Source organism: Streptomyces sp. NPDC005141, assembly GCF_053599975.1.
This window is the reverse complement of sequence record NZ_JBSFYW010000017.1, coordinates 84043-106706: the sequence shown is the minus strand read 5'-3', so window position 1 is coordinate 106706 and position 22664 is coordinate 84043. Positions and strand designations below refer to the sequence as shown.

20 protein-coding genes are annotated in these 22664 nt (G+C 68.6%); 8 read left to right on the top strand and 12 right to left on the bottom strand.

Annotated features, from left to right (window positions below):
* Positions 1-476: 476 nt before the first annotated feature.
* Together ACWD68_RS16215 and ACWD68_RS16210 are read right to left on the bottom strand one after the other, a co-directional pair.
* Positions 477-2015, bottom strand: coding sequence for a carboxylesterase/lipase family protein (locus ACWD68_RS16215; RefSeq protein WP_451807067.1), 1539 nt, complete (start codon positions 2013-2015; stop codon positions 477-479).
* A gap of 138 nt (positions 2016-2153) precedes the next feature.
* Entirely contained in the window at positions 2154-2912 is a 759-nt protein-coding gene (locus tag ACWD68_RS16210) for a hypothetical protein (protein WP_451807066.1), read from the bottom strand.
* A 343-nt stretch (positions 2913-3255) separates the two neighbouring features.
* Between ACWD68_RS16210 and ACWD68_RS16205 the strand changes: the two genes are divergently transcribed.
* From ACWD68_RS16205 to ACWD68_RS16195, 3 genes are all read left to right on the top strand, one after another.
* A complete protein-coding gene (locus ACWD68_RS16205; RefSeq protein WP_451807065.1) occupies positions 3256-3930 on the top strand; it encodes a GNAT family N-acetyltransferase in 675 nt (224 codons plus the stop codon).
* A 103-nt stretch (positions 3931-4033) separates the two neighbouring features.
* Entirely contained in the window at positions 4034-4630 is a 597-nt protein-coding gene (gene thpR, locus ACWD68_RS16200) for an RNA 2',3'-cyclic phosphodiesterase (protein ID WP_451807064.1), read from the top strand.
* Between the two features lie 88 nt (positions 4631-4718).
* Entirely contained in the window at positions 4719-6311 is a 1593-nt protein-coding gene (locus ACWD68_RS16195; RefSeq protein WP_451807063.1) for a hypothetical protein, read from the top strand.
* A 72-nt stretch (positions 6312-6383) separates the two neighbouring features.
* Here the strand turns inward: ACWD68_RS16195 and ACWD68_RS16190 are convergent, their stop codons facing one another.
* Together ACWD68_RS16190 and ACWD68_RS16185 are read right to left on the bottom strand one after the other, a co-directional pair.
* Positions 6384-10661 (bottom strand): discoidin domain-containing protein, encoded by a 4278-nt coding sequence (locus ACWD68_RS16190; protein WP_451807062.1) that lies wholly within the window; start codon positions 10659-10661, stop codon positions 6384-6386.
* 819 nt (positions 10662-11480) lie between these two features.
* Positions 11481-12110, bottom strand: coding sequence for a CGNR zinc finger domain-containing protein (locus tag ACWD68_RS16185; RefSeq protein ID WP_451807061.1), 630 nt, complete (start codon positions 12108-12110; stop codon positions 11481-11483).
* A 163-nt stretch (positions 12111-12273) separates the two neighbouring features.
* Between ACWD68_RS16185 and ACWD68_RS16180 the strand changes: the two genes are divergently transcribed.
* The gene (locus ACWD68_RS16180) at positions 12274-13017 is read left to right on the top strand and encodes a metallophosphoesterase (RefSeq protein ID WP_451807060.1); all 744 of its coding nucleotides are present in this window, start codon (positions 12274-12276) and stop codon (positions 13015-13017) included.
* Between the two features lie 172 nt (positions 13018-13189).
* Here the strand turns inward: ACWD68_RS16180 and ACWD68_RS16175 are convergent, their stop codons facing one another.
* From ACWD68_RS16175 to ACWD68_RS16160, 4 genes are all read right to left on the bottom strand, one after another.
* Positions 13190-13789, bottom strand: coding sequence for a DinB family protein (locus tag ACWD68_RS16175; RefSeq protein ID WP_451807059.1), 600 nt, complete (start codon positions 13787-13789; stop codon positions 13190-13192).
* Between the two features lie 185 nt (positions 13790-13974).
* Positions 13975-14331 carry a hypothetical protein gene (locus ACWD68_RS16170; RefSeq protein WP_451807058.1) on the bottom strand — a complete coding sequence of 119 codons (357 nt, stop codon included), beginning with the start codon at positions 14329-14331 and terminating at the stop codon, positions 13975-13977.
* A gap of 259 nt (positions 14332-14590) precedes the next feature.
* Entirely contained in the window at positions 14591-14971 is a 381-nt protein-coding gene (locus tag ACWD68_RS16165) for a VOC family protein (RefSeq protein ID WP_451807057.1), read from the bottom strand.
* 304 nt (positions 14972-15275) lie between these two features.
* Positions 15276-16526 carry an MFS transporter gene (locus tag ACWD68_RS16160; RefSeq protein ID WP_451807056.1) on the bottom strand — a complete coding sequence of 417 codons (1251 nt, stop codon included), beginning with the start codon at positions 16524-16526 and terminating at the stop codon, positions 15276-15278.
* A 97-nt stretch (positions 16527-16623) separates the two neighbouring features.
* Here ACWD68_RS16160 and ACWD68_RS16155 point away from each other — a divergent pair, with 97 nt between their 5' ends.
* Positions 16624-17709, top strand: a complete 1086-nt coding sequence (locus ACWD68_RS16155; protein WP_451807055.1) for a DUF5937 family protein — start codon at positions 16624-16626, stop codon at positions 17707-17709.
* 217 nt (positions 17710-17926) lie between these two features.
* On the opposite strand, the gene ACWD68_RS16150 is transcribed toward ACWD68_RS16155, so the two are convergent.
* Together ACWD68_RS16150 and ACWD68_RS16145 are read right to left on the bottom strand one after the other, a co-directional pair.
* Positions 17927-18244 carry a hypothetical protein gene (locus tag ACWD68_RS16150; RefSeq protein ID WP_451807054.1) on the bottom strand — a complete coding sequence of 106 codons (318 nt, stop codon included), beginning with the start codon at positions 18242-18244 and terminating at the stop codon, positions 17927-17929.
* A gap of 21 nt (positions 18245-18265) precedes the next feature.
* On the bottom strand, positions 18266-18664 hold the full coding sequence (locus tag ACWD68_RS16145) for a hypothetical protein (RefSeq protein ID WP_451807053.1): 399 nt from the start codon (positions 18662-18664) through the stop codon (positions 18266-18268).
* Positions 18665-19229: 565 nt separating this feature from the next.
* On the opposite strand from ACWD68_RS16145, the gene ACWD68_RS16140 reads away from it, so the two are divergent.
* The 3 genes from ACWD68_RS16140 to ACWD68_RS16130 all read left to right on the top strand — a co-directional run bounded on the left by ACWD68_RS16140 (position 19230) and on the right by ACWD68_RS16130 (position 21341).
* The gene (locus tag ACWD68_RS16140) at positions 19230-19358 is read left to right on the top strand and encodes a hypothetical protein (RefSeq protein ID WP_451807052.1); all 129 of its coding nucleotides are present in this window, start codon (positions 19230-19232) and stop codon (positions 19356-19358) included.
* A 261-nt stretch (positions 19359-19619) separates the two neighbouring features.
* The gene (locus ACWD68_RS16135; protein WP_451807051.1) at positions 19620-19850 is read left to right on the top strand and encodes a DUF6332 family protein; all 231 of its coding nucleotides are present in this window, start codon (positions 19620-19622) and stop codon (positions 19848-19850) included.
* Positions 19851-20444: 594 nt separating this feature from the next.
* The gene (locus tag ACWD68_RS16130) at positions 20445-21341 is read left to right on the top strand and encodes an NAD-dependent protein deacetylase (RefSeq protein WP_451807050.1); all 897 of its coding nucleotides are present in this window, start codon (positions 20445-20447) and stop codon (positions 21339-21341) included.
* A 224-nt stretch (positions 21342-21565) separates the two neighbouring features.
* On the opposite strand, the gene ACWD68_RS16125 is transcribed toward ACWD68_RS16130, so the two are convergent.
* Positions 21566-21811 carry a hypothetical protein gene (locus ACWD68_RS16125; RefSeq protein ID WP_451807049.1) on the bottom strand — a complete coding sequence of 82 codons (246 nt, stop codon included), beginning with the start codon at positions 21809-21811 and terminating at the stop codon, positions 21566-21568.
* A gap of 89 nt (positions 21812-21900) precedes the next feature.
* The gene (locus ACWD68_RS16120; protein WP_451807048.1) at positions 21901-22641 is read right to left on the bottom strand and encodes a VOC family protein; all 741 of its coding nucleotides are present in this window, start codon (positions 22639-22641) and stop codon (positions 21901-21903) included.
* Between the last annotated feature and the right edge of the window lie 23 nt (positions 22642-22664).

Below are 22664 nucleotides of genomic sequence, written 5' to 3'. Positions count from 1 at the left end.
TCGGGCCGGGGGCCGGCTCCTCGGCGGAGGGGCCCGGTCGCGGATCCGGACGACGGGGTCCGGGGGCCCGCGCGCGGACGCGCACCGCACGGTAGGTGCGGCGAGGTGATGCCCTCCTGCCCGGCAGTGCTCCCTCCGATGACTTGAGGGAGAACGGCGCTAATGCCGGACGCGGACGACGAGCTTGTGTTGAGGCCGAACGCCTCGACACGGATGCGCACCCAGCCGTCCCTCTCGGGCGGCAGCGGAAGTGTGGTCAGCCGCAGGTTGTCCACGGGGCCGGGGGCGGAGAGCCGTACGGCGCATGGTGGTCGGCGAGGACGTCATGGGGCTGCCTTCTTCCCGGGACAGGAGAGTCGGTCGGCGATCGTCAACGTGCGATCGCTGCTGCCGCATTCCCCACTCGCGCAGGTTTTCCGTCTGGTGCGACTCACCACCGCCCATGTCCCCACCGCGCGGCCGGCGTGTGGTCGGCGCTACCGGCTGATGAGCGGCAGCACGGGGAAGGTGTGGCTCTGCCAGATCAGGCGGGAGGGCTCTTCCGGGTAGGCGGTGACAGCCGGCTGGGTGTCGAAGCGCTGAACGAGGCGCTGCTCGGTGTCGTACGTGGGCCAGCCTGGATCGCCGTGGGCGGCGAACGAAGTCCACGCGGCGCGCATTCGGGCGGACAGTGCCTCTGCCTCCGGGGAAGGTGTCTCGCCGATCAGCGTGGCAGGCTGGCCGCGGTCCAGGTTGCCGAAGACGAGTGGTACGTCGAGGCCGTGGCAGGCGCCGAGGGCGCCGCCCATGCCCGGGGCGGGCCAGGTCAGCTCGTAGACGTGCGCGCGCCCGCCGGCAGTTGTCTGGGCCTCGGCGAGGTGGAGCGAAGGCATGCGGAACAGCCAGTCGGAATGGACCAGTTCGTACAGCTCGTCGGGGCCCGCAGAAGGGAAGGCGTCGCGGTAGCGGCTCGCGCCGTCCGGGCCGGGTGCCAGGACATGGAGCGCATGCGCCGCCTGCTCCTCGCTCACCTCACCGAGCAGACCGCTGAGCGCGGTGAGCAGGCGTTGCTCGTCGCGGGTGTGGCCGACGAGGAGTTCGATGTCGCGGCCCGCGCCGTCGGTCAGGGCCTGCCACGGTGTGACGGTCAGGACCTCGCCGTCGACGACGGGCGAGAACGGGATCATGGTGTGTGCGGGCCGGCCCCAGCGTTGCGCCCGCTGGTCCATCGTGGCGCCGACCGTGTCGGCGGCGGCGGACAGCCGGCGTGGGGCAACGTCGGACAGGTCGGCCACCGTGGGCCGCAGCCCCAGCTCGGCGGCGCAGGCGGCGGTGATGTCCGCGGCAAGCTCCGGTGAGAAGAACGTGCCCGGCGCACTCTGCACGACGGCCCGGCGGAAGAGCCCGGCCGCCCGGCCCAACGCCAGCAGCGCGGCGACCGATCCCCCACCCGCCGACTGGCCGAAAACCGTGACCCGGTCGGGGTCGCCGCCGAAGGCCCGGATGTTGTCCCGCACCCACTCGAGAGCGGCGACCTGGTCGAGCAGACCCCGGTTGGCAGGAGCCCCGTCGATCTGCGCGAAACCCTCTATGCCCACACGGTAGTTGAACGTCACCACGACGACGCCACCGTCCCGCGCGAGCCGGCCACCGTCGTACTCGGGGAGGCCGGACATGCCGATCACGTAGGCGCCGCCGTGGATCCACACCATCACCGGCAGCCTTGCGCCCGGGTCGGATTCGGGCGACCAGACGTTGACCGTCAGCCAGTCCTCGCCCGACGAGGCCTTCTCCAGCGAGTCCATGCCGAAATGCCCGCCCTGCGGGGGCGGCGGGCCGTACGAGAGGGCCTCGCGCACCCCGCTCCAGCCCTGTACCGGTCGGGGCGCGGCGAAGCGCAACGCGCCGACCGGGGGCTCGGCGAACGGGATGCCGCGGAAGACCGCCACGCCTGCCTCCCGATTGCCGCGCAGCTGCCCGGCCGCCGCGCGGACCTCGGGCCGGGACCCCGACGGCTTGGACTCGGCAACGGTCATCAAGGTTCCTCGCAAGCGTGAGGAGAGGGCTCATGGCGGCCCCGGACCCTGCGGATCATCCACCCGAGGTCGGATACGGCACCACCGATTTACGAAGGACACGCAGCGAACCGCTCACGGCCACCGCTGCCGCGGACGTCAGGAGCGGGTGGCGGGGGCGGGACGGACGGCGCGGGCCTGGGGGAAGTTGGCGGCGGCCACTACCACGGGCGGGCGGACGTAGCCGCCGATGCTCTCCACGCGCACGACGAGTGCCAGAGGTGACCTCGTGTCGTACGCCTTGGCCAGTGCGCGGATCTCGCCCCGGGCGAAAAGCTGGGTCGCACCCGAGGTCGCCAGCAGGGCGCAGCCCGCGACCATGACGAGGCGGCTCCCGGCCGCGAAGGGATTGCGGGCCAGCAGGACGATGGCGTGATCCACGAGTGTCGACTCGTCGACCTCCGACTCGCCGTACTCCTCGTCACTCTCCACGCAGACAATGCGAAATTCCGTGGGAAACCGCCGGAACTCGTACGGCGCGTCGAGCCGGTCGGCCATCAACCGCCAGATGTCGTTGTGCCGTGGTCCGCCGATCACGACCAGGTTCTCCTCGGCGTCCGACGCCATGGTGAAGGCCCTGGCCCTGACCGTCGCCGCCTCGTGCAACCGCAGGTCCTGGGAGAGGAACTGCCGCAGGTTCATGGCCGCCAGGGCGTCCGTCTCCGGGATCTTCGGATACGCGGACGACGCTCCGCCCGACTCACCGACGACCATCACCACGCGCCGGTCGCGGTCCAGCCGCCACACACGTCCCGCCGGCATCCTGGTCCGGTAGTAGTGCACCAGAGCACGGCCGAGCCAGCCCACGGTGAACGCCAGCAGCGAAGCCACGAGATTGACCGTCAGATCCTGGCCCACGAACCGGCTCCCCCGCCCTCGTCTGAGTGTCAACGAGCATTCTGCACCACGGAATTGGCACGCGAGGAGTGGCCGTGACTTGCGGGCCCATGGGAAGCGGGTGCTCCTGACATCCTCGGCCGACGTGCTGACCTTCAGTCGCTTTGGCCGCCAGGGCCACATGTCCCACGTACCATCCGCGCTCTGGGGAGCGCTCGATTCCCGCAGATGCCAGCACATCGCAAAGTCTGACTCCAGTCTCTGACTCGGACCACTCCATCCCGCCCGCAGCAGGCCAGCTGGCCGGCTGGCCGGGGACAGAACTGACTGGTCCACCCATCCCGGTGGTCGCTAGCCTCCGTGCATGATCGAAGACGTCGCAAAGGCTGTGGATGTACGCCTTACCGGGGAGCAACTGGAGGACGGGGACGCTGAGTCGTCTCGGGAGGTCTGCTGGCGGGGCAGGGGCGTCGCCTTCGCGCCGCTCGACGTCGACGACGCGGACCTGGTCCAGGTTTGGCGCTCCGACCCTGTGGCCGCCCATGAAATCGGCATGTGGCCGCGTTCCCTTTCTGCCGTGCGCGAGCGCATCGAGCGCGACCGCGACGAGCACGACCGCGACGACTTCCTCGTCCTGCTCCCCGACGGCACGCCGATCGGCCACATCGCGCTGACGGACCAGGACATGGTCGACGGCACGGCCGAGATCATGCTGATTCTGGCCCCCGACCACCGGGGCCAGGGCCATGGCGTGGACGCCGTCGACGCGCTGCTCGACCTCGCCTTCGGTGAACTACCGATGCACCGCGTCCAGGCGGTCACGCACACCATCAACACCGGGGCCCTCGGCGTCCTGGCCAGGGCCGGGTTCGCTCAGGAGGGAGTACGCCGCTCGGCCTGCCTGCACCGGGGCCGCCGGTACGACGTCGCCGTGCTGTCGCTGCTCCGGGACGAGTGGCAGGCGCTCACCCGACCCCGTTCCTGGGACCTGCCGACCACTGTGTCCATGGAGGGCGAGGTCGAGTCAGGGTGTCGATGACCCACCGCGACCAGTCCAGCTCGCCGCTCGCACAGAGCCGGTCCAGCGCCACGCAGCACCTCGGCTTTCGCATCCACGGCCCAGGTGCGGTACGAAGTCTCGTGTGAACGATCAGACCCTGCCCACGTCCGTGCGCGTGTTCATCGCCCTCGCCCCACCTGACCACGCGAAGGAAGAACTGGACCGGCAACTGCGGGCCGCTTACGACACATTTCCTCACATGCGATGGAACCGCATTGAAGACTGGCACATCACTCTGGCGTTCCTGGGGGAGCTTCCGGTGGAGACGGTACCGCTCCTGCGACTGCCTCTCGCCGCCCTCGCGGCGGACCGCGAACCACCCTGCCTGTCACTGCGCGGCAGCGGCACCTTCGACGACCGCGTGCTGTGGAGCGGAATCGACGGAGACCTCGATGAGCTGCAAAGGCTCGCCACCGATGTACGTACCGCCGTCAGGAACTGCGGGGTCGCCCTCGAGGACCGGCCGCTGCGCCCCCATCTGACGCTGGCCCGTGCCCGCCGAGGAGACCCATCCTCGGCGGGAGAAATCGCCCGGGCCATTGCTGAATTCACCGGCCGCCGCTGGCCTGCCGAGCGTCTGCACCTGGTCGGCAGCAACTTCGGCCGTAGCCGCGGGCCGATCCACTACCGCGATATCGAGGCTTGGACGTTCGGCAACGGGAGCTCCACACGGTCTTGAACGACCCAACCGCGCCGGGGGACCCGGGTAGCGTTCCGGGCGACGCGACCAGGGGGAGGCGGGAGTGCGGGCAGAGGATCTGACTCCATTGGAATTACAAGTTCGGGATGCGTTCTCCCGAGGCGAGAGGCTGGACCTGCGGACCGGTGATCCAGGGGAGGACGACCCGGCCAACAGCGACGGCTGGGGGCCCGATCGTGTGGTCAGGGGCGCCGCCCTCACTTGGTTGCTCCTCGACGGCGCCATTGCCGAACCGGGTCACGTACCCGCATTGCGCCTCGACGGCGCACGTATCGACGGATCGCTGGAACTCGACTACGCGGAGATCCCGTACCGCGTCACCATGGATGGCTGCGACTTCCGGGGCCGCGTCACCCTGTACAGCGCGCGCACCCGGCAGTTCAGTCTGAAGCACTGCCGCCTCGTCCGCTTCTACGCCGCCAATGCGTCGGTCGACGGCACTCTGAGGGTCCATCGGTCTCAACTGGACGGCTTGCTGAAGCTGGACGGCACTCACATCACCGGCGTCCTCGACCTCGATGGAAGCGTGCTGACCAACTCCGACGGTCCCTGCCTGAGTGCCAACCGGCTCCAGGTGGACGACCACGTACGGATGCGCCACGGCTTCACCGCTGAGGGTGAGGTGACTCTGCGCGCTGCTCATGTCGGCGGAGACCTCGACATGAGTGACTCTCAATTGTCGAATCCTGGAAGCGTGGCGCTGACGGTCTCGCAGATACATGTCGAGGGCGACGTGTTGTGCGACCGGATCAAGACGTCGGGCCAAGTCGACCTTTCGGGCGCCCGAGTCAATGGGGTCGTTCGCTTTTGGGGCGCACAGCTCAGCAATCCGAGGGGGAGGGCGCTGTACGGATACCACCTGGAGGTCGGTACGAGCGTGCACCTCAACAGCGGATTCACGGCGGAAGGGAGCATCGAGCTGGCCGGGGCCCGGGTCAATGGCCGGCTCACCCTGTGGGATGCGCGGATCACGGCTCCCGGCCGCGTCGCGCTCGCCCTGACGCACGTCCAGGCGGAAGAGGTGGATCTGCGGATGGCGCAGCGTCCCCAGGGCATCGTCGACCTCCGTCACGCGGTGCTGGGAATCATCCGCGACGAACGGGAGAGCTGGCCGGACGAGCTGAACCTCGACGGTCTTCGCTACGACCGGTTCGAGAACCCGCTGCCTCCTAGGCAGCGCATACGTTGGCTGCTCCGTGACGGGTCGGAATACGCGCCGCAGCCCTTCGAGCAACTGGCCTTCACTTACCGCTCGTTGGGGCACGAGGACGAGGCCCGCACGGTTTCACTGCTCAAGGAGCGCCTCCGCCGCGAGACCCTGCCATGGCATGCACGGATCTGGGGAGTCATCCAGGACGTCACCGTCGGCTACGGCTATCGCCCCATGCGCGCGACGCTCTGGCTGTTGGCCCTGCTGGTACTCGGCTCTGTCGTCTTCACCGTCCAGCGGCCCACCCGAGCCGACTCCGGTGGCACCGAGGTCTTCAATCCAGTGATCTTCACCCTCGACGTTCTGCTCCCCGTCATCGGCCTCGGACAAGGAGGGGCGTTCACTCCCACACCTGGCACTCAGTGGATCGGCTACCTGCTCACCGCCTCGGGGTGGATCCTCGCGACGACGATCGTCACCGGCGTCACACGCTCGCTCAACCGGCGCTGATCGAACGGCGCGGGGCCGCCCTCGCGGAGGGCGACCCCGTGCCATTCGGATCCGTTCAGTGCCGTTCGCCACCTACTCGATATTGATCCTGAAGGTGCTGGTCCTGTTGCGGATGTCCTCGGCGTTGCCGCTCATCCGCAGGTTGCGGAAGGTGGCTTCACCGACGGCTGGGCCCTGGCCGGGCTCCGGCAGTTCGTTCGCCCAGATGCCGAATCCGGACTTGGCGTCGAAGGCGTCTCCGCTCTTCTTGGAGTTGGTGATGGAGATGTCGGTGAAGATCGTGTCCTTCACCGGGAACTGGGGTTGGCCGCCGGAGTAGTTGGTCTGGAACATGACGCCTCCGTAGGTGGAGTCGTCGATGTCGACGTCGTTGACCCGGATGCCCTGGAAGACCTTGGAGGCGGAGAACGCCCAGATGGCGGGGAAGACCTGCGAGCCCCAGAAGTGGCCGCCCGTCCTTTCCAGGGAGACGTTCTCGATCGTCGTGGGTTCGGTCCCGAAGCCGTTCATCGGGTAGCCGAAGTCCAGCGAAGAGATGGTGATGCCGGAGTAGACCAGGGTGTCGGCGACGCGGATGTTGCGGAAGGTGTTGTTGTAGCCGCCGTAGACGGCGATGCCCGCCGCTCTCCAGGTGAGCGTCGATGTGAGGTTCTCGTAGAGGTTGTTCTTCTCGTCGGCGCCGCCGGCGTCGATCGCCGAGAAGAGAGCGAAGCTGTCGTCGCCCGTGGCGCGGGCGTCGTTGTTGACCACGTGGTTGTCCGTGGATCCGTTCGTCATGTTGATGCCGTCGGCGAACGTGTCCCGGATGCGGGTGTTCTTGATGGTCATGCTGTCGGTGTTGGCGCCCCAGTAGAGGCACACCATGTGCTCGACCCAGACGTCGTCGATGGTGATGTCGGAGACATTGGAGAAGTCGAACACCTTGCCCGGGCCGTCGATCCGGGACGTGTAGTTGCCGAAGTAGGCGAAGCCGCCGAAGGTCGAGCCCTTGGCGCCGGCCTCGGCCCGGAAGCCGACGTCGGTGTTCTCCTGCGAAGCGGGGGCGCGGAAGCGGGTGAACCACGGCCCGGCTCCGACGACCTTGACCGCCTTGCCGTACACCTGGAACTTGCTGGAGGTCTCGTAGTCGCCCGCGGGCAGGTAGACGCCGACGAGCTTGCCCGTCGTGTCCATACGGACCTTGTCGAGCGCGTTCTGCACGTCCTGGTGGGTGAAACCGGTCGGGACCGTGTACGCGGCCGGGTCCGGGTTCGGGGCTGCCGTGGCCTGCTCGGTGTTGACGAAGTCGATGGCGTAGGTGGAGCTGTTGGCGGCGTCCTTCTGGAGCCGGATCTTCGAACCGGCCTGAACGGTCTTGCCGAGCAGCAGGTTCGCCTCGTCGTAGATGTGGCGCGGGGCACCGGAGCCGGGCGAGTTTCCGGGAGCGGTCTCGTTGCCGTAGAGCCAGGCGTACTTCGAGGTCAGGTCGATCGCCTTGAGGAGCTGACCGTCGACGTAGACGTTGAGCGTTGTGTCGGTGCCGTCCGGGATCGAGAAGCGGGTCACCAGGCTGTTGGTCGCCGCGCGGGTGGTCCACTCCACGTACTGACCGGTCCCGGTGAGCGTCACCGCCTTGCGTCCGCTCGCCTCACCGGAGACGTCGCCGATGGTCCGGTTCGGGCCGACGACCTTGGCGCCGCCTCCGACTGTGCCGTCCTCGGCCTCGTACATGTCGTACGGCATGTCAGCGCCGCGACCGACGAACAGGGGCTGGGTGGTGGTGTTGTTGGCCCGCTTGACCGGGAGTTCGTTGGCGTCGTCCGCGATGACCGTCTTGACGGTGTACTTGCCGTTGACGGCCGTCCATGAACCGAGGCTGATGGGTGCGGCGGTCTGGCCCGCCGCGATGGCGCCGTTGTAGGAGCCGGTGAGCGTTTTGACGGTGGCGCCCTTGGAGTCCTGGATCGTCAGCGTGACGCCGTGGGCACCGGACGCCGAGGCCGTCGAACCCTGGTTCCTGATCGCGACGCTGAACTTGACGTCGTCACCGGCGGAGGCGCTGGTGGGAGTCCAGGAGACCGGTGCGGCGATCAGGTCGGAGCTGGAGACGGGCTTGACGACGAGAGCGTCGGAGCGGGTGAACGCGTTGTTCGCCTCGTTCTGCTCGATGACCTTGTTCGTCGGGTCCACTTCGGCGCCGACCGGGTAACTGCCCGCGTCACGGGTCCCGATGCTCGCGCTGACCGTCTTCGACTCACCGGCCGCGAGGGCCGGGACGTCCGCCGTGGCGGCCTTCGTGCCGCCGAGCGCGAAGTTCAGGTCGGTGGCCTTGGCCGCCTTGCTGCCGCTGTTGGTGACCGTCGCCGTGAGACTGATGGCGTCCGACTCGACGGGGGCAGCGGGCGTGTTCGTGATGCCGGTGACCTTGAGGTCCGGATTGGCGGCCGGGGTGCCGATCACCTGCAGCTCGGCGACCTGCGCGCCCGGAGCACCGGAGTTGGCGGTGAACTTGAGCTGGATGTCGGCGGCGGAACCGGAGACCGGGATGGTTACGGTGTTGCCGCTGCCGGGCGAGAAGGTGTAGTCCTTCGCCGCGGCGAGGCTGGCGAAGGCCGTGGCGTCCTGGTCACGGCCGAGCACCTGGATGTTCTGCGTGCGCGTCGACCAGGCGGCGTCCGGATTGAGCTCGACGACGACCTGGCTCAGATCGGCGTTGGCACCCAGCTTGGTGGTGACGGTGGCCGGGTACGCGCCGCCCGCACTCTCCCAATAGGTGCTGGTCAGACCGTCGTTCGCGTTGGTCGCGACGAACGTGAAGGTGGACGAGGTGGCTTCGATGGGCTTGCCCTGGGCGAGGTTGGAACCTGGACCGGTCGGTGAGCCGGGCCGGGTGACACTGTTGCTCGCCGTGGACACGTTCCCGGCTGCGTCCTTCGCCTTCACGTAGTAGGTGACCGTGGCCGCGGCCGACGGGGTGTCGGTGTACGTCGTGACGTCACCCGCCACGGACTTGACGAGCTGGTCGTTGGCGTAGACGTCGTAGCCGGTGACCTTGACGTTGTCGCTCGACGCCTGCCAGGTGAGCTTCACGTCGCTGCCGGACTGCGTGTAGGCGAGGTTGCCGGGCGACGTGGGGGCCTGGGTGTCTCCGCCCGATCCCTGGCGGGTGACGCTGTTGCTGTTGGAGGAGACGTTGCCCGCGGCGTCCTTGGCCCGCACGAAGTACGTGATGTCGCTGCCGGCCGGCTGCGTGTCGGTATAGGTCACGACGTTCCCGGCAACGCTCGCCCGCAGTTGGCCGTTGGCATAGATGTCGTACCCGGTGACGGCCGTGTCGTCGCTCGCCGCGTTCCAGGTCAGCTTGATCTGCCCGGTGGCCGGCTCCGTGTAGGCCAGGTTCGACGGCGCGGTGGGCGCCTGAGTGTCACCGCTCGCCGGTCCGTAGACCTCGAGCTCGGACAACTGCCCAGCGGGCCAGCCGGTGTTGGCGGTCAACAGCGCGCGCACGTATCGCGTCGTGGTGGCGTCGAAGCTGATGGTCGCCGACTGGTCGTTGCCGCTGTCGAAGGTGTACGCCTTCGAGGCCGTCAGGTCCGTGAAGTTCTGGTTGTCGGTCGAGCCCTGGATCTTCAGCGTCTGGCTGCGGCTCGGCCATCCGCTGGGCAGCCGCAGCGCCACCTGGTTGACCTTGACCGATGATCCGAGATCGACCTGGATCCACTGCGGGAACGCGTTGTTCTTGCTCTCCCAGTACGTGGCCCGGTTGCCGTCACCGGCGTTGGCCGCGCCGTACACGTCGGCGTGCCCGCTCTCGCTGAAGGTCTTGCCCTGGGCGAGGTTGGGGGTCGAGGCGGCGGTCGTCAGGACCTGCATCTCGGCGAGCTGGGCGGTGGAGGCGACCGAGTTCCTGGTGAAGTCGGCCCGTACGTACCGGGCGAGGGTCGCGGGGAAGGTGACTTTCACCGTGTTGCCATTTCCGGGGCTGAAGACGTACTGCGCCGACGACTTGAGCGTGGCGAAGCTCTTTCCGTCGGCACTGGCCTGGAGCGCCAGCGTCTGCTTGCGGGTCTGCCAGTCCCGGGGCAGACGCAGCACGACCTGACGAACGCGCTTGGTCCGCCCGAGGTCGGTCTGCACCCACTGGGCCGACTTCTTTCCGGCCTGCCAGTAGGTGTCCGCGTCACCGTCGGTGACATTGGCGGCCGTGTGCGCGCCACGGGCGCTGCCGGCCTTGGTCGCGGCGTCCGCGGCTGCGTTGGGGCCGCCGGCCGCGTGGGCGCCGATGGCGGGCACGCCCAGAACCATGACGGTGGAGGCGACCGCAGCGGCTGCTGCGCGCCGTCTCCAGGATCTCGGCTTGTGTCGAATCATGCGGGGTCACTCCCTGCGGAGGTTCGCGCGCCGGAGGGGGCGGCGAGGTCGGCTCGTTCCTGGGCAGAGCGGTGGCGCGGTACGACAGAGCGGCAGGAGCTGTCTGTACAGATCTACACGATCCTCAAGAGAGCATCGTGCGCAGCTTCTTTCATTGTTTCATCGCAATATTGCAGAGCAGTGCGAGCACGTCTACGGTCAGCACGCCACAAGTTTCACCATCAACACCCGCACCTCAAGAGGGAAGACATAACACGCGCAGCCCCCAGACCGATGAACCGGCGATGCGTGAGACCTCAAAGAGCAAAGGGAAGCCGACGGGACGCCGCCGGAGCACCGCTCCCCCGGATGCAATCTCCTTACTCCGCCCACCGAAAGCCTCTCGTCGCCCGTCAGGAGGCAAGCCTCGCCCGGCACGGGCATCACCGGGCCTCAACTCCCGCACACGCCAATCCAGGCCTTGCGCCATACAATGCAAGCGAACGCAAGTCACGCAATTTTTTGCGCCGTCTTCCATCGCTGCTGGGGTCGAGGTCATGCCGCGTTCGTCCGCGGCCGCTCGTGCGGTCGGTCGGTCGGTCGGTCGGTCGGTCGGTCGGTCGACTATGGGGTCACTCTGAGAAAGCAAGCCAAGAGTGCCTGGGCCGACGGGGTGTCCGCGTCGAAGAACTGCGTGGCCGGCGCGGGCGGCACGGTCGTTACGTGCATGCGGACCTCGTGGCACCTGAAACAGAATGAATGCGCGGTCTGCCCGCCTCGGCGAGGGCGTGTCGCGGGAAGCACCCGGCCGCGGGAGGGCCCGGGACACCGAGAGGTCGACTACTCCCTCTCCACGAAGCCGATGTCGCCGAGTTCGGTGGCCATCCGCAGGCGTCGATAGTGGCGAGCTGCTCGGGCGCGGTTTCCGCACGAGGGTTTACACCATTCCTGCCGACCATGGCTCTTGAGGAAGTAGCGCACGCAGCGGGGCGCGGTGCAAGCGCGCAACTGCTCGCGCTGCGGGCCGCTCAGGAAGTCGATCGCGGCGCGGGCCAGGGCAGCCACGAGTCGGATCCTTGGATCGTTCTGCGCCGACAGCAGACGGGCAGCGGGGGCGCCGTGCGGTGTCCAGTCCAACTGCGGGACCACCGTTTCACGTGCGGCCACCGTGTTGAGGTGAGCCAATGCCTGGTCGGACGGCATCAGTTGACGGGCGTCCGCCGAGCTGGCGGGAGCGGGACTGACGGCGCGGGCGAAGAGTGCCCGAACTGCCCGCCGCAGCTCGATGATCTCCGTCCTGAGGCTCTCGTCCGCTGCCAGTTCCCCGGCCGGGACGTGGCCGGCCAGCAGGTCTGCCTGCGCGTGAATCCAGCGGGTTGCTCCATGCGTTGTGGCGAGGTCGTCGATGACGCCGCCGTCCCCGTCATGGCGGATCGTGCTCGCCAGTTCCAGTGCCAGCCAGCGCTCCATCAGCCTCTCCTTGCCTGCCAGGTCACATACCCCTTGAGGACAACCCCCGCACAGCCTAAGGTCTCTAACGGAAAAACGAGAACTTCCGTTAGGCAGAGGTGGGACGACAACCCCGCCTCGCTGTGGACCGGCGGCCCGAACCTCCGCCGGAAGGGGACGGACAATGACGGTGCTGCTTGCCCAGATCAGTGACCTGCACTTGGACGGCAGCGAGAGGGCCGCCCAGCGCGCCGACCGCGTCATGGACTACTTGCGGGCCCTGCCACATCCGGTCGATGCCGTCCTGGTCACCGGAGACATCGCCGATAACGGGGAGGAAGCCGAATACGAGGAAGCGGCCCGGATTCTGACGGCTCCTTTCCCGGTGCTCGCCTGCCCCGGCAACCATGACGCGCGTCCGGCCTACCGCAAGGCCCTGCTCGGAGAGGCACCGGACCATGGGCCCGTCAACCGGATCCATCACATCGCCGGGACCGCCATCCTGATGTGCGACTCGACCATCCCCGGCCGGGACGAGGGGCGCCTCGACACGGAGACGCTCGACTGGATCGATGCCCAGCTCACCGGACTGCCGCGGGACACCCCGGCGTTGATCGCCTTCCACCAGCCGCCGGTAGAGCTCCACCACCCCCTACCCGACTCCGGAATGCTCGAACAGCCTGAGCAGCTGGCCGCCCTGCTGGAGGCACACCCGCAGGTGGTCGCCGTCCTGACCGGACACGCGCACACAGCCGCCGCCTCGACCTTCGCCGCCCGTCCCCTGATCGTGGGACCGGCCATCACCTGGACCCTGCGCATGCCTTGGGAGGGCGACCAACCAGCAGACCGAGACCAGCCGCCCGGCATTGCCTTCCACATCCTCGGCGACGACCGGCGCCTGACCACCCATTACCGCGTCGTGCTGTGATCCCACCCACCGCGCGGGAGCCATCGCGGTCCACCCCCACGGCGTCCTGAGGCTGTTCTCGACGGCGGCCGCTCCAAGCCCGCGAAGCGGTGACGGGCACCATCCCGAGGCCTTCGTTCGTCTCGATGCTGACCTTGAGTGCTGGAGGAGCAGCCGCCTGTGTCGGGCGGGATCAGCCGTTGCCGGCCTCCCGCGCCACCCGCTCCAATCGGCTCCGGTAGTCCTCCCACCATTCCTCATCGCCTGGCGGCACATTCTCCTTGCCCTTCAGCCACCCGACGGACCCGTCCATGAGCTCACGCAGGACATCGGCGTGGCCTGCGTGCCGGTGAGTGTCGGCGATCACGCGAATGACGACGTGATGCAGAGTCACCTCTCGTTGCTCCTCGGGCCACCACGGAACGTGGCCGATCGTGTCCAGTGCCAGGGTCTCGATCGTGCTGTTGGAGTGTTCCCATGCCTGCTGGTACAGCCCCACGGTCTGTTCACGCGACTCTTCCGCGGTGGCCCACATGTCCGCGTTGGATTCGGCGTCCTCCGTGTACCACCAGTGCGGAGGCTCCGCGTCGAAATACGGCCGCCCGAACGTGTCGCCGAAGTACGCCAACTCCACCCCCGTGACGTGTTTGACCAGCCCCAACAAGTTGGTGCCGGTCGGCGTGAAAGGTCGGCGGACGTCGTACTCGGAGAGCCCCTCCAGCTTCCACAGCAAGGCATCGCGAGCATCCTGCAGGTACCGGAGAAGGTCCGCTTTCGGGTTCGATTCGGCCATGCCCGGCAGTTTCCCACCCGCCACTGACACCTGCCCACTGTCAGCCACGCCCACCGGACCGCGGCGAGCATTTTCCGCGTGACTATCGATCAGATGACGGCTTCGGGCCTGGCAACAAAGGCTCACCGAGCCGTCAGCAAGTCGGCCGGTCAACCGGACAGCCGGACAGCCGGACAGCCGGACAGTCAGCTGAAAGCGTCGGTCATGCAGTCCACCCGGCAGTCGGCGGCCTCAAAACGCCGACGGAGGGCGGCGGCTGCCTCTTCGCGCTCCACGAAGAGGTGCCCATAGTGCTGACCCGCCACCCTGACCACGTCCTCGACCGTGACGATGGCCGGTTCGCCCCGCGCGGCCCGACGGCGGGCTTCGGCGATCGCCATGTCCGCAGAACGCAGCAGGTTTCTGGCACGGTCCCGAATCGCGGCCGCCCGGGCCCGCTTCGCCGAGAGGGGGCGCAGGACACGCCCCCGCCAGACGAAGCCGGCGGCGACGAGTACGAGACCGAGCGCTATGAACAGGAGTCCGCCGGGATCGTGAGGCATCTGTCCAGTCTTCACCAATCGTTTGGTGATCGTCGTGGCTGCGTCGGCGTGACGAACAAGCGAGGACGCCCGCGGACCCTCGCAGCGGGGGAGAGCCAAACTGGCCTCTGGCGCAGCGCTCCCCCACGTCGCTTCGGGACGAGCAGGTCCGTGTGTGACCTTCCGCGTCAGATGTCACCGACTATGGCCCCCGGGAGAACAGGAGGGGTGCGCAACGCGTGCTCGTGCGACCCCCGGCCAATCGTTTGGGCAAGGGCCGTCAGAGCGGGTCGAGGCGGCGCTTGAGCAGGCAGAACTCGTTGCCTTCTGGATCGGCGAGGACGTGCCAGGACGCCTCCGCGGGCTGACCGATGTCGACGAGTTCGGCCCCGGCGGCCAGGAGGCGCTCGAGCTCGGCGTCCTGATCGCGGTCGGTGGGGTTGACGTCGATGTGCAGCCGGGCGTGCCCGTTCTTCGGCTCGTCGTCGCGGATGAGGAAGATCGTCGGCTGCGGGCCGCCGAATCCTTCGCGCGGACCGATTTCGATGCAGCCCTCCGCTTCGCGATCGAGCTCAATGAAGTCCAGGACCTCGCACCAGAACCGCGCCAACACCTCGGGGTCGTGGCACTTGAGCACGAGCTCACTGATACGGCATGCCATTGACGCAACCTACTCTCAGCGGGGGTACTGCCGGGGTGGCCGCACACGGATCTCATGGGCTCCCTGCAGTGAGAACAGCTCGCGACCGTACCGGGCGAGGCGAGCGGAGGCGAATTGATTTCAGGTCCTCGCCTGGCCAAGTCGCCTGGAGAGGGCCGTAGATCACGCAACAGGGCAGCGGCCTACTTCATCTCCACCCCGATACAAGATCATGTACGGACCGGCCGAGAGGACCCGAGCACACCCGCCAACTACGCCTGGGAATACGGAAGTACGCGCTGCCTGCCCGTCCTCCAACCGCCATCTATGGCTGGGGGTCGCAGCTCGCACCCGGCGGCAGCAATCCGCTGAGCCGCGTTCCTCGATCCTTCTCGACGACTACGGCGGAGGCGGAGAGGAGTGTCGCGGCGGCGAGACTTCCCCAGAGTGCGAGCGAGCCGCGGGGTGCGAGGGCGGTGATGACCGCCGGGGACACGGCGAGGCCGAAGCCGGTGGAGAGCTCGAAGCGGGCGAGGACGCGTCCCATGGCATGGGCCGGGGCGAGGTCGGTGACGAGCGCCGTGGCACTGCCGGCGTAGATGATCTCGCCGATGGTGCAGACCACGGACACCGTGGCGACGGCCGGGGCTCCCCAGCCGTGGCCCAGAGAGGTGGCCGCGAGGAAGCCGAGGTAGGACGCGGTGAGGACCGCGCCGGCGAGAGCCAGCGCGGCGCGCCGGGTGAAACGGAACATCAGGACGGTGACCGGAACCTGCAGGGTGACCACCAGCACCGTGTTGGCCACGAAGATGGCTGCCGACCACACCGGGGATGCGTGCAGCTGTGTCACCAGGACCAGAGGGAGCGCGATTTCGGGGACGTTGAGGCAGAAGACGTAGACCACGTTGGCGGCCAGCAGCACACGCATCCGGGGTGCGGGCCCGTCGTCCGTGTCCTCGGCCGGGGCAACGGCCGGATCCGCGTGCAGGTGGACCGACCACGCCAGGGCCGCCGCAGTGAGATAGGCGAGCCCCGTGACGGCTGCCATCGCCTGCAATGCGGTGGTGCCGCCGGCAAGACATGCGGTGGCGACGAGCGCGCCCGCGCCCAGGCCGGCGTTGCGCAGGGCGCGGCCCGCTGCGAGAGCGGCGTCGCGTTCCCGACCGTGGGCGACCGTGGCGACGAGAGCAGCGTGGGCGGCCGGCCAGGCCTGGTTGCCGATGCCGAGGAAGAGCACAGCCGTCGCGAACAGCCAGACGTGCCCTGCCGGAGTGGCCAGCAGCAGCGCCACGCCGAGTACCCGCACGAGCATCGACGCCGCCACGACCGTGCTGCGTGCCCCCCGGTCCAGCCATCGGCCCACCGCGGGCATGCACACCAGACCCACCACGATGCCGACCGTCATGGCGATGCCGGTGGCCGGTGCGGACAGCCTCACCACCGTCAGCCCGTAGAGCAGCAGAAAGGGGCGCAGCAGGCCGGTGCCGAGGGCGTCCACGACGAGGGCGACGGCGTAGCGGGGGCCTCCGGAGGCACGGACGAGGGCGCGGGGCCGGATCTTGGCGGTGGTTGCCATGGCGCCAAGGTGCGTTCAACCGGCCTGCGGGCCACGTCGATTGACGGAGACCGTCAACCGACGTCGTCGTCGGTTCTCCGGTCAGTGATGATGAGGGGTGACCTTGAGGATCGACATCAGCGGCCTGCCGTCCGAGCAACTGCGGTTCGCCGCCTCCCCGCTGGCCGAACTGACCGCGATGCTGCACGTGCTGGCCGAACCCGGGCATCATTCGCAACTCGCCGACTGGGCCGGGGATGTGTGGGCCGGGCTTCGGCCGGAGCTGGCCGAGCGGTTGCGGGAGGCCGAGTTCCTCTGGCGTTCGTCACAGGCCGACTTCCTGCTCCCCGCCCGGCCTCGGCCGACCCTCGGCGAGGAGCTGGACGAGGTGGACCGGATCGACCACGAGACGTATGTGACGGCCGCGCTCGTCACCACGTGCGGCAGCAACCGGGTCCACTTCGGCGCGCCGTCGCCGCTCACCGACGCGACTGCGCGCGGACGGGCCCTGGACCTGGCCCAGGCCCGTGGCGCGCGGCAGGAGGCCTTCGCGGAACGGCTGCTCGCGGACCCGGCGGCGGTGCGGGCGCGGTTGCGCCACACTCTCGAACAGTGCGCCGAGGCGTTCTTCGACGCCGCCTGGACGAGCGTCGCCGTGCAGCTCGCCACCGACCTGCGCCTGAAGAACGACCTGCTGAGGCGCCTGGGCATCGGTGCGGCACTCGCGTCGGTCTCCGGCGCGGTCGCCCTGGCACCGGACGGCGACTGCATCATCGTGGACAAACTGCAGGACAAGGCGACCTCCGCCCACGGCACCGGGGTCACCTTCATACCCAGTGTCTTCGGCCGCCCGCACCTGGTGGCGGTCCACGCGCCCGGGTGGCAACCGGTGGTGCAGTACCCCGTGGCCGAGCCCGGTCCATCAGAGCCGGTTTCGCTGGAAACGGTCACGCTGCGGCTGGAGGCACTCGCCCATCCGGTACGGCTGCGGCTGCTGCGCACCCTGGCGCGCGGTCCGCACACCACCCGTGAGCTGGCCCACGCTTGGGATCTCTCACCCCCAGAGGTCTCCCGTCATCTCGCTGTCCTGCGCCGCGCGGGCCTGCTCACGACCCGGCGGCACGGTCGTTACGTCCGGTACGCCCTCAACGCGACCGATCTGACAGCGCTGGGCCCAGACCTGCTGGCGGCCGTGCTGCGCTGAGCGGCTCCGTCTGCCAGCGCACGGGTCCGCACAAGTCCCCATCTCCGCAAGGCCACCGGTGGCCTTGCGCGGAGCGGGCCCCGGCCTGGCGGCTTCTTCGCATACTGAGAGACAGGGTCGGAGGCCCGATCAGCGGCCCGGACACGACGACGGCGTGGCTGCAGCTTTTGGCGGGAGGCATGCCCACGGGGCGCACGATGTGGCGCATCGTCACGTCCTACTCGTCAGGGTCCCAGGCCAGGAGCAGGTCGAAGAGACGTCGGTCGCCGTCGAGCTTCAAGGAGTCCACCGGAATGCGGCCGTACAGGGCCAGAACCAGCTCGCCGGCCGTTCCCTGTATAGAGGCGTCGGCCGTGTCCGGGACCTCGCCGGCAGTGGTGGCGGGCGTCGTGCCAGGAGTGGAAAGAGGGGTGGTCCATGTGAGTATTTGCCACGCTGACTGTCTATCACCGTGCTCCGACAACGGGACAGCGATCTTCCCAGCCGCCGCGGCTGGCGCCGCGGCACACCTGACGCGCGCCCACGCGGATGACACGGTGTCCTCATTCCGGAACGATCAGTAGGCCGAGAACCGCCGCCGGAAATCCGCTCCAGCGCGGGCCACTTCCGCGTCGTACTCGCTCGCGTCGAAGTCGAACTCCGGCGGCCGGGTCTCCAAGTCGGGAGCCCGCCAGTCCGACCACTGGACGACGTTTCCGATGCGCTGCACGACCACGGAGAGAATGCCGCAGCAACCCCCGGTGCACTCCGGCTCGCCCAACTTCACCCGGCGCGGCTCACGTGTCGCCCGTAGGGTGCTGGGGAGTTCGAAGGGCAACGCTTCTACGGCGAGCGGTCCGCGGCCTCCAGCGCCAACCGCCATTTCCACAACTTCCTCGCCGTTGACCCAGAAGCGCAGCTGGGCGGGGAAGCGTGGTCCCGGTGGCAGCACCGCGATCTCCAACCGATCGACCATCAAGCCACCCTATGGCCCCGCCCACTGCACCGCCTGACAGTGATCCAAACGAAAACTCGGCTGTAGAGCCCGGGGCTCGGTGCCACAGAGCGGTGCCCGCTGCGCACAACTCCGAGTACGTTCTGCGGATGCGTAGATTCGCGGAGGCCGAGGACCTGTCGGAAATGCGTGCGCGACGCGCTGGGAGCCGCGTGCCGGATCGTCGGAGTGGACCGCTTGCGCGGCGGCAGCAAGAAGGGTGTGTACCGAATCCGGCTCAAGGGAGCCGAGACGGCGAGCGTGATCGTCTGCCGATGGGCGGACGGGGAGAACTTCTGGCCTGGCGCCGCCGAGGACGATAGAAAGGACCCCTTCGCGCCTGCCTCCGGATTGGTGCCGTTCCGGGCCGCGCGACACAGGCTGGAGGAGATCGGGGCACGCGTTCCGCACCTCCTGCTGGCCGATCACACCAAGCAGCGGTACGCGGCTGACATCGCTGTGGTCGAAGACATCCCCGGCGGCACGCTCGAAGCACTCTTCGGCCCTTGCCCGGCCCGGTCTCGACCTGCGACGCCTCGATCTCTACATGCTGGCCATGCGCCTTTCCCTGGTGGCCGGCCCCCTCCGGCTCCTCGACGGCGACTTCCCTGACCGGGAGTTCATGCAGGGCATCGCTGAACGCAATCTGCGAGAAGCACTGGCCCTGCTTCCTTGAGGTCCGGCCCTCCCACGGACTCACCGCCAGGCGCCCGGCTCACAGAGGGCCATCACCATGAGCACCTTCGCGCCCTGTTCCCCGAGGAGGGTTGGGCACCTCCCGCCGTTGGACGCGTCCAGCCGCCTCCGAATGCCTCAACAGCCGAACTCAGCAGCCCAGTTCACGAAAACAGGCGTACGTGCGAGTACGCGCTGCCGCTGCCCGGATCTGCGCGTGGATGTACCGATTGCAGTAAACCCGTCTGGGCATACTGCCCCCATGGGGGACCAGAGGACCCAGGCGCAGAAGGACGACGTCACCGTCGAGACGATGTACGTGGCCATTTCCGCCGTGATCCTTGCTGGGGCTGCTTTCCTGGTGGTGGCGAGTCCCGCGCTGCTGTTTGACGCGGTCCACGGTGATGCGCGACGCGGCGTGGTGATAGGCGCCAAGGGTGTCGGAGCAGCCGTGTTCCTGGCCAGGCTGATCACGGGCTTGTGGCGCTGGTGACACCCAATTCGCTGCGCGTGACCGTGTTCTTTGCAGGCGGGTGAAGAGCGGAAGCAGGCACCCTCCCCAGCCGGAAACCGCCAGCGTCGACTGCCGCAGCATCGGCTGTTTCGGCCGACAGCACCGGACACACGCCGTCGGCCCTCCGGAGCCTGCAGTCTCGTCCGGAAGACCCCTCGATGCGGAACATGAACAGACGAACAGACAAGACCGCGCCAACACCCTGGCCCGGGGTGGCAACACGCCTCCTGCCCGACGCCGCTTTGACCACACTGGGTCACCGGTGGAGCGAGAACGGGTGAGATACGCCGACGGGACACCCGGCGCGCACTCGGTCCGCGACGGGACACGCGGCGCACACACGGTCCGCCACTCCCCCGGCCAGTGGACGCAGATCACCGCGTGGCCCTCGGCGCCGGCCCCTGCCTCCTCCACCGTTGATGCCGGAATCAGCCGGGCTTAGCCGGCGTACAGCACCGGCAGTGCCGGAGGTCAGCCAATCGGCGACCTGCGCGGAGCGCCTCCGGCGGAGACGATGGCGATGGCGATGGCGCGAGCCCCGCGCAGTGTGCGTCGAGTCCGTACCCTGGCGACATGCGCATGCGCCCCACTCTGCACTGGACCCCCACCGAGGACCTGCCGCCGGGCACCACGGACCTTGAGCCGGTCACCGACGCGCTCAGCACCGGCGGCGTGCTGGTACTGAGCGGCGCGGGCATCTCCACGGAGTCGGGCATCCCCGACTACCGGGGCGAGGGCGGGAGCCTGAGCCGGCACACCCCGATGACCTACCAGGACTTCACCGCAAGCGCAGGGGCCCGGCGGCGGTACTGGGCGCGCAGCCACCTCGGCTGGCGAACCTTCGGCCGGGCCCGCCCCAACGACGGCCATCGGGCGGTGGCCGCGTTCGGGCGGCACGGCCTGCTCTCCGGGGTGATCACCCAGAACGTCGACGGTCTGCACCAGGCCGTCGGCAGCGAGGGCGTCGTGGAACTCCACGGAAGCCTGGACCGGGTCGTCTGCCTTTCCTGCGGCACCTCCAGCCCGCGCCGCGAACTCGCCCGGCGCCTGGAGGAGGCCAATCCGGGCTTCGAGCCGGTGACCGCCGCAATCAACCCGGACGGTGACGCCGATCTCACCGATGAACAGGTCGGGGACTTCCGCGTGGTGCCCTGCACCACATGCGACGGCATCCTCAAACCGGACGTCGTGTTCTTCGGCGAAACGGTTCCGCCGTCGCGGGTCGAGCACTGCCGCGGGCTGGTCAGTGAGGCGACCTCGCTGCTGGTCCTGGGCTCCTCACTGACGGTGATGTCCGGGCTCCGGTTCGTCCGCCAGGCCGCCCAGGCCGGGAAGCCGGTGCTGATCGTCAACCGGGATCCGACCCGGGGCGACCAGCACGCCCTCACCCGGGTCGCGCTCCCCCTGGGAGCAGCCCTCACCATCGTGGCCGAACGGATGGACATCTCCCTCGACGAAGCGGTGGCCTGAGAGCGCCTGACGCGATGGGGCGCGATGGGGCACGCCCCGCTACGCTCCCGCTGCCATGAGTCCAGAAGTGCTGCGAAGGCTTGCCCATGGCGATGAGGACTTGTCCGGCCCGATCATGGTCGGGGGCGGTCGGGCATGATGCCCTGGTGAGCATTATCGTCAAGTTCTTCGTGGCGCCGGATGACACGTCAGCGGCTTTGGCGCTTCAGGCTGGGCCGGGACGATCATTCGAGTCGCTCTCCTGCGGCAACTTCGATCCCGAAGAAGCCGTGCTCGAGTGGGAGTGCCTGCTTGTCGGCGGCAGCTTCGAGGAACTTGTCGAAGCCGGCGAGCCTCGAATCGTCGCCGGTCAGGATGATGACGGCTGCATTGTCTTCGCGCTCTCGCCGGGGCCGAGCGATCCAAAAACCGGCACCGGCAACCGCGAAGGTCCGCGCAGGGCCACTCCAGAGGACTACCGATGTGACCAAGGCCTAGCATGGATTTCACCAAAGTCCCCCGGGGCCATGACAGATGAGCACGGAAGGTTCGCGTGTCGAGGCGTCGATGAGGCTCCGCGTCAGGACAAGGCGAGGACGCAGAACTCGTGGCCCTCCGGGTCGGACAGGCAAGTCCACGGGACGTCGCCCTGGCCGAGGTCGAGGTCGGTGGCGCCGAGGGCCCGCAGCCGGGCCACCTCCGCCGCTTTGTCGTCACCGGGATACGGCAGCAGGTCGAGATGGACGCGGTCCGGCACGGTCTTCACGCCGGGCGTGCGGATGAACTCGAGGTACGGGCCGACACCCTTGGCGGAGCGCAACGCCGCATGATCGTCAGTCACGTCATGCAGGGTCCAGTCCATCGCCTCGTCCCAGAACCGGGCCATGGCCCGCGGATCCGCACAGTCGACCACCACTGCGGCGATCGGCCCGGTGTCCCGGTAGATCTCACGAGGCTCCAGGACGCAGAACTCGTTGCCCTCCGGGTCCGCGAGGACCGTCCACGGCACGTCGCCCTGGCCCACGTCGGCGGGCGTCGCACCGAGGGCCTGGAGACGCGCGACCAACTCCGCCTGATGGGCCACGGAGGTGGTGGCGAGATCGAGGTGAACACGGTTCTTTGTGGTCGTCTTGGGCTCCGCAACGGGAACGACGTCGACGCAGACGGCGACCGGGTCCGGCCAGACGAGGCCGCCGGCGGGTCCGACGTAGGTCGTCACGCCGGGGCTGTAGGCACTCCAGCCGAGCGCCTCCGCCCAGAACCGGCCGACCGCCAAGCCATCAACAGCCTTCATGTTCACCTGAACTGGTCGCAGTGCCATGCCGGCGATCCTATGCGCCCGCT